General features: G+C 69.1%; 9 protein-coding genes. 8 read left to right on the top strand and 1 reads right to left on the bottom strand.

What is annotated here, in order from left to right:
• The first annotated feature begins 42 nt into the window (after positions 1 to 42).
• A complete protein-coding gene (locus tag GO999_RS13225; RefSeq protein WP_211906299.1) occupies positions 43 to 6,189 on the top strand; it encodes a hybrid sensor histidine kinase/response regulator in 6,147 nt (2,048 codons plus the stop codon).
• 50 nt (positions 6,190 to 6,239) lie between these two features.
• On the opposite strand, the gene GO999_RS13220 is transcribed toward GO999_RS13225, so the two are convergent.
• Positions 6,240 to 6,524 (bottom strand): hypothetical protein, encoded by a 285-nt coding sequence (locus GO999_RS13220; RefSeq protein WP_043876547.1) that lies wholly within the window; start codon positions 6,522 to 6,524, stop codon positions 6,240 to 6,242.
• 72 nt (positions 6,525 to 6,596) lie between these two features.
• Between GO999_RS13220 and GO999_RS13215 the strand changes: the two genes are divergently transcribed.
• From GO999_RS13215 to GO999_RS13185, 7 genes are all read left to right on the top strand, one after another.
• Complete coding sequence (locus GO999_RS13215) at positions 6,597 to 7,355, top strand: pseudouridine synthase (protein ID WP_211906298.1); 759 nt, start codon at positions 6,597 to 6,599, stop codon at positions 7,353 to 7,355.
• An 83-nt stretch (positions 7,356 to 7,438) separates the two neighbouring features.
• A complete protein-coding gene (locus GO999_RS13210) occupies positions 7,439 to 8,011 on the top strand; it encodes a YqgE/AlgH family protein (RefSeq protein ID WP_011000630.1) in 573 nt (190 codons plus the stop codon).
• Positions 8,004 to 8,438, top strand: a complete 435-nt coding sequence (gene ruvX / locus GO999_RS13205; protein WP_011000631.1) for a Holliday junction resolvase RuvX — start codon at positions 8,004 to 8,006, stop codon at positions 8,436 to 8,438. The genes GO999_RS13210 and ruvX overlap by 8 nt, the downstream gene beginning before the upstream one ends.
• Positions 8,435 to 8,959, top strand: a complete 525-nt coding sequence (gene pyrR / locus GO999_RS13200) for a bifunctional pyr operon transcriptional regulator/uracil phosphoribosyltransferase PyrR (protein WP_019717636.1) — start codon at positions 8,435 to 8,437, stop codon at positions 8,957 to 8,959. Before ruvX ends, pyrR begins: the two co-directional genes overlap by 4 nt.
• Positions 8,960 to 9,035: 76 nt before the next feature.
• On the top strand, positions 9,036 to 10,007 hold the full coding sequence (locus tag GO999_RS13195) for an aspartate carbamoyltransferase catalytic subunit (protein WP_011000633.1): 972 nt from the start codon (positions 9,036 to 9,038) through the stop codon (positions 10,005 to 10,007).
• Positions 10,008 to 10,015: 8 nt separating this feature from the next.
• Positions 10,016 to 11,293 (top strand): dihydroorotase, encoded by a 1,278-nt coding sequence (locus GO999_RS13190; protein WP_011000634.1) that lies wholly within the window; start codon positions 10,016 to 10,018, stop codon positions 11,291 to 11,293.
• Positions 11,280 to 12,080 (top strand): lysophospholipid acyltransferase family protein, encoded by an 801-nt coding sequence (locus GO999_RS13185; protein WP_211906297.1) that lies wholly within the window; start codon positions 11,280 to 11,282, stop codon positions 12,078 to 12,080. The genes GO999_RS13190 and GO999_RS13185 overlap by 14 nt, the downstream gene beginning before the upstream one ends.
• Positions 12,081 to 12,083: the final 3 nt, after the last annotated feature.

Genomic DNA, 12,083 nt, shown 5'->3' with positions numbered 1-12,083 from the left:
CAAGCGCCGCACGCAACCGCCACACGCTTTTTGGAAGCCCTCATGCATCATCCATCTTCCGCCCAGCCCGAATCCGCCTCCCTCGAGGCGGCCGGGGCCGTCGCTGCGGCGCGTCCTGTTCCTTCCGCGCCGGCGCGCGATCTGTCCGCGCTGGCCTGGGTTGCGCCCAACATGCGCGCCGCGCTGGACGACGCGGTCCGCGAATTCCGTGAATACGTTGCCGATGTGGTGGCCAACCCCGAGGTGCTCGGGGCACGCGACACCACCTCGCTGCGCCTGGCCGGCCAATATCTGCACCAGGCCGCCGGCGCGCTGCTGATCGTCGGCCTGCGCGGCATCGATGTGTACTGCCAGGCCGCCAAGCGCCTGCTGGAAGCCGTCGATGCGGGTACGCTGGTCGCCGATGCGCAGACCCTGGACATCTTCTCGCGCGCCGTGCAGGCGCTGCAGGAGTATGTCGCCGACCTGATGGCCGGCATGGCCGAAGAGCCGCTGCGCCTGTTCCAGCCCTATCAGGCCGTGCTCGCTCGCCTGGGCGAAGAGCGCATCCATCCCGCCGACCTGTGGGCCGACGAGCTGCGCCACCTGCCGGCGCTGCTGCTGCCTTCGCGCGATCTGGTGGGCCTGTCGCGCCTGCGCCGCAAATTCGAAATGGCGCTGCTGGCCGCGCTGCGCCTGCCGAACACGGCCGGCCCCGAACACGATCCCGCCGTCGCCGCTGCCGCCTATGCGCCGATGGAAAAGCTGCTGCACGGTATCCGCGCGCTCGAGCGCGAGCCGCGCCGCACCGGCGACGACCTGCTGCGCGACTTGTGGCTGGTGCTCGCGCTGACCTTCGGCGCGCTGCGCGCCGGACTGGTTCCGGCCGACATCACCGGCAAGCGCCTGGCCGCGCGCGTCAACCTGCTGCTGCGCCAGTATTCGCACAACAACGTTCACCTGCCGCAAGGGCTGCTGACCGACGCGCTCTACCTGCTGGCCGGCATGGCCTACGGCAACGCCCTCGGCGCGCCGGCCGGGGACGACACGCTGGGTTCGGACATCATCGCCTGCGTGCAGGCCTTCTCGATTCCCGCCACGCATGCGCCGGCCAACGCGCTGCACACCCATCACTATTACGCGCTGTTGTCGGCCGAGATGACCGACACGCTGCAGCGGATCGGCCGCACGCTCGAAACGCTGAGCCAGCAGCCCGCTCCCGTCGCCGACGAGCTCGATACCGCGCTGCGGACGCTGGCGCTGCACGCCGATGCGCTCGGCCAGCCGGCGCTGTCCGCTCTGACCCATCGCCTGGGCGAGCCGGCCGACGTGCCCAGCCAAGACGCGGCGCCGACGCTGCTGTTCCTCTCGCGCATGCTGGCGCGTCCCTGGGCGCTGCACGGCGAATCGGGCGATCTGCGCAGCGCCTGGTTTGCCGCCCGCTGCAACGAGCTGGCCGAACACGTGCGCGCGCAGCGCGCCGGCGAGCAGGCGCCGGCACCGGTCTGGCTGTCACGGCTGACCGATGAGATCACGCAGCGCCGCACGCGCGGCGAGCAGGTTCGCGCATTGCAGACGCGGCTCGCCTCTGCCGAGACGCACCTGGATGCGTTCGAGCGCGAAGGCGATGCAAGCGGCGGCCTGAAAGAAGCCAGCCGCCTGTTCGCCGAGATGCAGGCCACGTTCACCTCGCTGGGCGCTGGCGAAGCGGTGCGCGCCACCGAAGCCGCGCAAGCGACCATCGCCACGCTGGAGGCCCCCGGGCAGGCCGCCGCCGCCGACCGCGAGCACTACCTGGCCGCGCTGGCCGGCAACGTCAGCGGCCTGCAGGGCTTCCTCGACGCACTGTCGGCCGGTACCGAGCTGACCGGCGCGCAGATCGACCAGATCGTGGTCGAGGGCGCGCTGACGTCCGTGGAGCGCGAATCCGCCTGGCGCGACTTCGCGTTCGATGCCGAGACCGGCATGCTGGTCCGCCGCGAACCCCAGGTCGACCTCAACGCCGATGCCGCCGCCGCACAGGCGGATGCCGACGGCGAGCATCTGCAATCCCTGCTGGATCGCCTGCTTGCCAAGCAGCCGGTCGACCAGGCCGATCCGCTTGCCGCCGAACTGCGTACCGCCCTGCACGAAGCGCGCGATGCCGCCGCCATCGATGACGATCCGGCCCGCCGCCGCCGTCTGGAAGAGGCCCTGGCGCAGTTCGACGCCTGGCAGGCCGGCAGCCAGGCCGCGCTGGAGCGCATGCAGGCCGCACTGGCGGCGCCCGCGGCCGAAGCGGCCGTGGCGGCAGTCGCCGCGCCGGCCGCGAGCGATGCGCAGTCCATCGATGCAGAACTGCTGGAAATCTTCCTGTTCGAAGCCGACGAGGTGCTCACCGGCGTGCGGACCGACCTGCAGGCGCTGCACGTCACCGCGCAGGCGGGCTCGGGCGGTGCCGCCACCGGTAGCGATCTGGACCTGCTGACGCAGCTGCGCCGCGCCTTCCATACGCTCAAGGGCTCGGGCCGCATGGTGGGCCTGACGCGCTATGGCGAGGCCGCCTGGGCCATCGAACAGGTGATGAACGTGTGGCTGGCCGAAAGCCGCGTGCCCACGCCCGACCTGGCCGCGCTGCTGGCGCGAGCCGAGGCGGACCTGTCGGCGTGGACGGCCGCCATTGCGCAAGCGCCGCACGCCGATCATGCGATCGAGCCGCTGGTGGCGGCCGCCGACCGCGTGCGCCACGGCGGGCCATTCGTGTGGCTGGAGGCCGTGGCCGATGCGCCCGCGCCGCAATCGCTGGAGGCACCGGCCGAGCCGGCGGTTTCGCCCGAACCCGCCGCACCGGCACCGGAACCGTGGCTGCATGTCGTGGAGCCGGTGGACACGCCTGCCGATGCCCCTGTCGCGCCGGAAGCGCCGTTCGCGCCTGTCGAGCCTGTGCTCCAGGCCAACGACGCAGCTTCGCTGTCGTGGGACGATGTTCCCGTCCTCCCCGCGTCCGATGCGCTGGCAGCCGAGGCACCTGTCCTGGAGCCGGTTTCCGAGCCGGTCGCCGAAGCCGTGACCGGGCCCGAGCCGATCAGCGAGCCGATGGTGGAGCCGATTGCCGAGCCGGTCGTCGAGCCTGCTGCCATCGAGCCCGTGGCGGACGTCTTCGCCGCCGAGCCCACGCCGGCCGAAGCCGACGCCAAGGTGATCCCGTTCCCGTTCGAGCAGACCGGCACGCCGGAAGAGGCATCGCACGACGACGGCATCAAGATCATCGGCCCCGTGTACATCAGCGTGGCGCTGTACAACGTCTACCTCCAGGAAGCCGACGCGCTGATCCGCCGCCTGGGCGTGGATTTCTCCGAATGGCGGCACGAAGGCCGCGCCCAGCCGAGCGAGCTGGCGCTGCGCGCCGCGCATACGCTGCAGGGCAGCTCCGCCGTGGTGGAGCTCGAGCCGGTGCGCCTGATCGCCGATGGGCTGGAGCAGGTGCTGCTGAACCTGGACAGCCGTCCGGTGGCGATGCATCCGGGCGACTTCCGCCTGCTCGACCAGTCGGTCGAGCGCATGCGCGGCATGCTGCACCAGTTTGCCGCCAGCGTCTGGCCCGAGGCCGATGACGCGCTGTGCCGCGGCCTGGCCGAGCTGTGCGAGCGTGTGTTGGTGCGCCCGCGCCTGCAGTCCGAAATGGCTCCGCAGGCGCTTGCCGATGCGGAGACGGTCGAGAACGAGAACCCGGTCATCGGCGAAGACGACGTGCCGGCGATCGCGGCGCCGGAAAGCATCGCGCCGCTTGCGCCGGTCTACGAGTCGCCGGTGGCGGCCGGCCCGGCGGTTGCCGAGCTGGTGCGCCAGGCGCCGTCCGATGCGCTGGATTCGGCCCTGCTGGAAATCTTCCTGGAAGAGGCGCACGTCGCGCTGCCCGAACTGGGCCAGCAGCTGCGCGCGTGGGAAGCCGCGCCGCAGGACCGCACCGTCTCGGGCCTGCTGCTGCGTAACCTGCACACCGTCAAGGGCAGTGCGCGGATGGCCGGCGCGATGACGCTGGGCCAGGCCGCGCACGAAATGGAAAGCGCCGTCGACAACGGCCTGCGCCACAACCGCGTCGACGAGGCGCTGTTCCGCAAGCTGTACGTCTGGCTCGACCGCATCCAGGCCCACGTCGACGCGCTGGGCGCCGGCAAGCTGCTGCCGCTGGATGCCGGCTTGCGCGACGCGCCGGAAGCGCCGTCCGCGGCCGCCGGCGACCCGGCGTCCGCGGGTGCGATGCTGCCCGCTGTCGCCGGCGCCACGAGCGTCGACCAGACCGGCGCCCGCAGCCCCGAGGCCGAGGCGCTGGAAGTCGCCGAGCGCCAGCGCGCCATGGTGCGCGTGCAGGCACGCGCGCTCGATGCGCTGATCAACGACGCCGGCGAAGTCGGCGCGGCGCGTGCGCGTCTCGAGGCCGAGGTCCAGGCGCTCAAGAGCTATCTGGCCGAACTGAACGACAACGTGGCGCGTCTGCGCGCCCAGGTGCGCGAGATCGAAATCCAGGCCGAATCGCAGATGGAGTCGCGCATCGCGGATGCCGCCGCGCACTCCGAATCCTTCGACCCGCTGGAGTTCGACCGCTTCACCCGCCTGCAGGAACTGACGCGGATGATGGCCGAGTCCGTCAACGACGTGGCGACGGTGCAGCAGAACTTGTTCCGCGGCTTCGATCAGGCTTCGCTGGATCTGGAAACGCAGGCACGCCTGACGCGCGGTCTGCAGCGCAGCCTGATGCGCGCCCGCATGGTGCAGTTCGATACCGTCGCCGACCGTCTGTATCGGGTGGCGCGCCAGGCCGCCGCGGAAACCGGCAAGGAAGTCCGCCTGTTCATCAAGGGCGGTACGGTGGAACTGGACCGCAGCGTGCTGGACCGCATGGGCGGCCCGCTCGAGCACATGATCCGTAACGCCGTCGCGCACGGCATCGAGCTTGCAGAGGAGCGCCGCACCAAGGGAAAGTCTCCCGCTGGCGAGCTTACGCTAGAAGTGCAGCAGGAAGGCAACGAGGTCGTACTTCACTTCGTCGATGACGGCGCCGGCCTGAACCTCGAACGCATCCGCGCCCGCGCGCTGGAGCGCCAGCTGCTGGCACCCGACGAGGAAGCCAGCGAGGCGCGGCTGACCGAGATGATCTTCTCGCCCGGCTTCTCCACCGCCCAGCAGGTGTCGGAACTGGCCGGCCGCGGCGTTGGCATGGACGTGGTGCGCGCCGAGACGGTGGCGCTGGGTGGCCGCATCTCGCTGCAGACCACGCCGAATGTGGGCACGCGCTTCACCATCCACCTGCCGCTGACCACCGCCATCACGCAGGTGCTGCTGGTGCGTGTGGGCGAGCGCGTGTACGCGATCCCCTCGGGCATGATCGACCACGTGCAGCAGTTGCGCCCGCAGTTGCTGGCCGAGGCCTACAACGCCGGCGCGCTGGAATTGCCGGGCGGTCCGGTGCCATTCCACTACTTCGGTGCGCTGCTGGAAGAAGCCCGGCCCGTGATGGGCGGCCGCAAGTACTCGCCGGCGGTGGTGGTGCGCAGCGGCAACGATCGCGCGGCCGTGCACGTGGACGAAGTGATCGGCAACCGCGAAGTGGTGGTCAAGCACATCGGTCCGCACCTCGCGCGTCTGGAAGGCATCGCCGGGGCGACCACGCTGGGCGATGGCGAAATCGTGCTGATCTACAACCCGGTGGTGCTCACGCAGCGCTTCGAACGCGAGGCCGCCGCGCTGGGCCTGCTGCAGGCCGAGCAGGGAACCAAGGGCGCCGTGGCCGAGCTGTCGCGCAACGGCAGCACCGATGCCGTGCCCGGCCTGGCCACGCAGCCGATCGTGATGGTCGTCGACGACTCGCTCACGGTGCGCAAGGTCACGCAGCGCCTGCTGACGCGTTCCGGCTACCAGGCCGTGCTCGCGCGCGACGGCGTGGATGCCCTGCGGCAACTGCAGGAAGTCACGCCGGACGCCATGCTGGTCGACATCGAAATGCCGCACATGGATGGCTTCGACCTGACCCGCAACGTGCGCGCCGACGAGCGCATCGGCGCCATGCCGATCATCATGATCACCTCGCGTTCGGCGGACAAGCACCGCCGCTATGCCGCGGAGATCGGCGTCAACGTTTACCTGGGCAAGCCCTACAACGAAGACGAGCTGCTGCGCCACCTGCGCAACCTGATCGGTTCGCGGGCACCCGCCGCCGCCAACGCGGGCTGAACGGGCGACGCGCAGCAATGACAACGGGCCGGTTTGATACCGGCCCGTTGTCATTTGCGCGGACGTTCAATCCTCAGGGCGCGGGGCGTCCGCCCGATCCCGGCGGGCGCGTCGCGCGGCGGCTCACGTACCGGCAGCGGATCGATGAACTCACGTTCGAATATGAACGCATAGCGGACCTCGCGGCAATGACGCAAGGCATAATGCAGCGCTGCGTGGTCGATGTGCCGCAGATCGCGCCGGAACCCGACCCGCCCGCGCCGGAAATGCGCGCCGATGCGATCGGCGCGCGTTTGCGTGGCAGGTGAGGGCTTGGCGAGCGATGGACGCGGCATGACCGAACGCCTGGTGGCCGGCCGAGCGTATTGCACAATCCGCGCCGCATCCTATCTCCATCCGTTGTTGCCATGACCGCTTCTTCCGCCCGCCTGCCGCTCTACCGCATCTTGCAATCCCAGGGGTTCGGCACGCGCCGCTACTGCAAGGACCTGGTGTTCGCCGGCCTGGTCCACGTCAACGGCGTCGAGGCCGAGGACCCCGATGCCCAGGTCGACACCGCGGGCCTCGTGCTGGACGTCGACGGCGAACGCTGGGCCTACCACGCGCGTGCCTACCTGATGCTCCACAAGCCCACGGGTTTCGAGTGCTCGCAGAAGCCGCGCCACCATCCCAGCGTCTACACGCTGCTGCCGGTGCCTTTGCGCGAACGCGGCGTGCAGTGCGTCGGCCGTCTCGACCAGGACACCACGGGCCTGCTGCTGCTGACCGACGATGGCCAGTTCGTCCACACGCTGACCAGCCCTCGCCACCAGGTACCGAAGGTGTACGAGATCACCACCGCCGAGCCCGTGACGGACGCGCAGGTCACCCAACTGTGCCAGGGTGTGCTGCTGGAAGACGAAGATGTGCCGGTGGCGGCCGCCTGGGCCGAGCGGGCGGATGCCTGCCACCTGCGCATGGCGCTCACGCAGGGAAAATACCATCAGGTCAAGCGGATGGTGGCGGCCGCCGGCAACCATGTCGCCGCGCTGCATCGCAGTGCCATCGGCGGCCTGACGCTAGGTGCCGACCTGGCGCCGGGCCAATGGCGCTGGCTGGAGAGCGACGACCTGGTGGCCCTGGATAGCACGCCGGTTCATCCCGCCGGGGCGGCCATGGGTGCGTGAGCCTTCACAAAAAATTACATCCGGGGGCCGACTTCCACCAAATGAAAAGGCCACCCGCCGGGGGCTTTTGGTAAACTAGCCTCATGGCCTCGCCGGACGCACCCATCAATCTCACGAATCAGTTCCTGATCGCTATGCCCGGCATGGCGGATCCCACGTTTTCGGGTACGGTCGTGTACCTGTGCGAGCACAATGAGCGGGGTGCGCTCGGTCTCGTCATCAATCGGCCCATCGATATCGATCTGGCGACCCTGTTCGACAAGATCGACCTCAAGCTGGAAATCCATCCCCTTGCCGAACAGCCTGTCTACTACGGCGGCCCGGTGCAGACCGAGCGTGGCTTTGTGCTGCACGACGCCATGGGCTCGTATTCGTCGTCGCTGACGGTGCCGGGCGGGCTGGAGATGACCACCTCCAAGGATGTGCTGGAGGCCGTCGCCCGGGGTGGCGGACCACAACGCTTCATCCTGACCCTCGGCTATGCGGGCTGGAGCGCCGGCCAGCTGGAAGAGGAGATCGGCCGCAATGGCTGGCTGACCGTCCAGGCCGATCCCGAGATCATCTTCAATGTACCGGCCGAGGAGCGCTTTGCCGCCGCGCTGAGACTGCTCGGCATCAATCCCGCCATGCTCTCCGGTGAGGCCGGGCATGCCTGAGCCGGCGCGACCGGCCCCCGCCCCCGTGCCCGTTCACGGCACCCTGTTGGCATTCGATTACGGCGAAAAGCGCATCGGCGTGGCGCTGGGCAACTCCATCACGCGTTCGGCGCGGGCGCTGGAAGTCATCCCCAACCGTTCGGTCGAGTACCGTTTCACGCAGATCACGCGGCTGGTCAATGCATGGCAGCCGGTCGGCTTCGTGGTCGGCATGCCGGTTCATCCGGAAGGCGAGGACCAGCCGATGATCAAGCTGGCCAAGCGTTTCGGCAATCAGTTGCATGGTCGCTATGGCCTGCCGGTCACCTGGGTGGATGAACGCTACTCGTCGATTGCCGCACAGGATGCCGGCGCCACCGACGACGTGCTCGATGCCGAGGCCGCGCGCATCATCCTCCAACAATTCTTCGACGAATCACACGCATGACATCGCAACAGATCGATGCCGAGGCGCTCTACCAGAGCCTCGTCGCGCAGCTTCGTACGCGGATGGCCGGCACGCCCGCCGGCGATTGGTCGGTGGCCGGCATTGTCAGCGGGGGCGCCTGGATCGCGGCGCGCCTGGCGCTCGATCTGGGCCTGCGGGAGTATGGCATCGTCAATGTCGCCCTGCATCGCGATGACTACGCCAAGAAGGGCCTGCACGCCCAGGCCCAGCCGACCACGCTGCCGTTCGAGGTGGAAGAGCGCCGCATTCTGCTGGTGGACGATGTGCTCGCCACCGGCCGCACCATCCGTGCCGCCATCAACGAATTGTTCGACTACGGCCGTCCGGCCGCGGTGGAGCTGGCCGTGCTGGTCGACCGCGGCGAGCGTCAGTTGCCCATCGCGCCCGACTATATCGGCGAGCGCATCGCGTTGGCGGCCGACGAGTCGCTGGTGCTGCGCCAGGAGGGCGAGGGCGCATCGGCACGCTTCACCTTCACGCGCGAGCCCAAGGCCGCCTGATGCCGGGCATCGCGTACCGCTTCTGCTCTGACCGCTTTCGTTTGTCTTCGCCTTCCGTCCGCCTTTGTCCCCTGTCATGACCAAGACTTTCGCCAACCCGCAGCTCACAAAGAACGGCGAGCTCAAGCACCTGCTGTCGATCGAGGGGCTCTCGCGTGACATCCTCACGCACATCCTCGATACGGCCAAGCAGTTCGTCTCCGTGTCGGATGCCGACCGCGAGGTGAAGAAGGTGCCGCTGCTGCGCGGCAAGAGCGTGTTCAACCTGTTCTTCGAGAACTCCACGCGCACGCGCACCACGTTCGAGATCGCGGCCAAGCGGCTGTCGGCGGATGTGATCAACCTGAACATCAACGCCTCCTCCACCAGCAAGGGCGAGTCGCTGCTCGATACCATCAACAACCTGTCGGCAATGCAGGCCGACATGTTTGTCGTGCGCCACGCCAGCTCGGGCGCGCCGTACCTGATCGCCGAGCACGTCGCGCCGCATGTGCACGTGATCAACGCGGGCGACGGCCGCCACGCGCACCCCACGCAGGGGCTGCTCGACATGTTCACCATCCGCCACTACAAGAAGGATTTCTCCAACCTGACGGTGGCGATCGTCGGCGACATCCTGCACTCGCGGGTGGCGCGCTCCGACATCCATGCGCTGACCACGCTGGGCTGCGCCGAGGTGCGCGCCATCGGCCCGCGCACGCTGCTGCCCAGCGGTCTGGAGCACATGGGCGTGCGCGTCTTCCACAGCATGGAAGAGGGGCTCAAGGGCGTTGACGCGGTCATCATGCTGCGCCTGCAGAACGAACGGATGAGCGGCGCGCTGCTGCCGTCCGCGCAGGAGTATTTCAAGGCGTATGGCCTCACGCAGGAGCGGCTGGCGCTGGCCAAGCCGGATGCCATCGTGATGCACCCGGGCCCGATGAACCGTGGCGTGGAGATCGATTCCGCCGTGGCCGACGGCGTGCAATCGGTGATCTTGAACCAGGTGACGTTCGGCATTGCCGTGCGGATGGCGGTGATGGGCATCGTGGCGGGCAACAACGACTAAGAAGACCGATGAAACTGCATATCAAGGGCGGCCGCCTGATCGACCCGGCCAACGGCATCGACGCGCAACAGGATCTGTACCTCGCCGCGGGCAAGGTGGTCGGCGTCGGCCGCGCGCCAGCGGATTTCCACGCCAACAAGACCATCGACGCCACCGGGCTGGTCGTCTGTCCGGGGCTCATCGACCTGTCCGCCCGCCTGCGCGAGCCGGGCTACGAATACAAGGCGACGCTCGAATCGGAGATGGCCGCCGCCATGGCCGGTGGCGTGACCTCGCTGGTGTGTCCGCCGGATACCGACCCCGTGCTTGACGAGCCCGGCCTGGTCGAAATGCTCAAGTTCCGCGCCCGCAACCTGAACCAGGCGCATGTCTATCCGCTGGGCGCGCTGACGGTCGGCCTCAAGGGCCTGGTGCTGACCGAGATGGCCGAGCTGACCGAAGCCGGCTGCGTGGGCTTCTCGCAAGCCGATGCGCCGATGACCGACACGCTGGTGCTGATGCGTGCGCTGCAATACGCGCAGACCTTCGGCTTCACCGTCTGGCTGCGCCCGGAGGACCCGTTCCTGGGCAAGGGCGGCGTGGCGGCGAGCGGCCCGCTGGCCTCGCGCCTGGGCCTGGCCGGCGTGCCGGTGATGGCCGAGACCGTGCGCCTGCACACCATCTTCGAACTGATACGCAGCACCGGCGCGCGCGTGCACCTGTGCCGCCTGTCGTCGGCTGCCGGGCTGGAGCTGGTGCGCCGTGCCAAGGCCGAGGGCCTGCCGGTCACCTGCGACGTCAATGTCCACCATATCTCGCTCACCGATGTCGACATCGGCTACTTCAACTCGCAGATGCGCTTCATGCCGCCGCTGCGGGCCGGCCGCGATCGCGACGGCATCGTGCGCGCGCTGGCCGACGGCACCATCGACGCCATCTGCTCCGACCACACGCCGGTGGATGACGATGAAAAGCTGCTGCCCTTCGCCGAGGCCTCGCCCGGTGCGACCGGCCTCGAAACCCTGCTGCCGCTGACGCTGCGCTGGGCGGCGGAGCACAAGGTCGACCTGCCGCGCGCGCTGGCGCGCATCACCAGCGAACCGGCGCGCGTGCTGGGCCTGCAGGCCGGCTCGCTGGAAGAGGGGGCGATGGCCGACGTGTGCGTGTTCGATCCGGACGCCACCTGGAAGGTCGAGCCGCGCAGTCTGCGCAGCCAGGGCAAGAACTCGCCGTATCTCGGCTTTGAGCTGGCCGGCCGCGTGCGGGCCACGCTGGTTGCCGGTCATCTGGCCTATGACGGGCATTGATCAGCGCGCCGACGCGGCGCCCGCAGAGGCGGCCGCACCGGCGCAGCGCAGGCATGTGCTGCGCAAGCTGCGCCTGGCCATCCATCTGATCGAGGGCATTGCGACCTGCGCGCTGCTGTTCTGGTGGGTCGGTCCGGTGCGCAAGCGCGCGCTGATCCAGCGCTGGTCGCGCAGGCTGCTGGCGCTGTTCCGCGTGACGCTGGCCGTGGATGGCGAGGCGGTGGGGCAGGCCGATCTGGCGGGGGCCATGTTGGTGTCCAACCACGTGTCGTGGCTCGACGTCTACGCCATCAATGCCTGGCATTCGCCGCGCTTCGTCGCCAAATCGGAAATCCGCAGCTGGCCGGTGATCGGCTGGCTGTGCGCGCAGACCGGCGTGCTGTTCGTCGAGCGTGCCCGCAAGCGCGACGCGCACCGCATCATGCACGCCATCGCCGATGCGCTGCGTGGCGGCGAGAGCATCTGTGTGTTTCCCGAAGGCACGACGTCCAACGGGATGCAACTGCTGCCTTTCCACGCCAATCTGTTCCAGGCGCCGGTGACGGCCGCCGCGCCGATCCGTCCGGTGGCGCTGCGCTACCGCATCGCCGCGACCGGCGAACTGACGACGATTCCCGCCTATATCGGCGACATGTCGCTGCTGGATTCGGTCAATGCGATCCTGAACGGGCCGCCGCTGGTGGCAGAGGTGTTCGTCGGGTCCGCCGTGTCCCCGGAAATGGATCGCCGTGCGCTGGCCGAGCACAGCCGCCAGGCTGTCGCCATGCTGATGGAGCGGGCCGGGTAGCCC

The organism is Ralstonia nicotianae, from assembly GCF_018243235.1.
Taxonomy (GTDB): domain Bacteria; phylum Pseudomonadota; class Gammaproteobacteria; order Burkholderiales; family Burkholderiaceae; genus Ralstonia; species Ralstonia nicotianae.
Note: the sequence above shows the minus strand (reverse complement) of the source record. Positions and strands in the feature narration are given on the sequence as shown.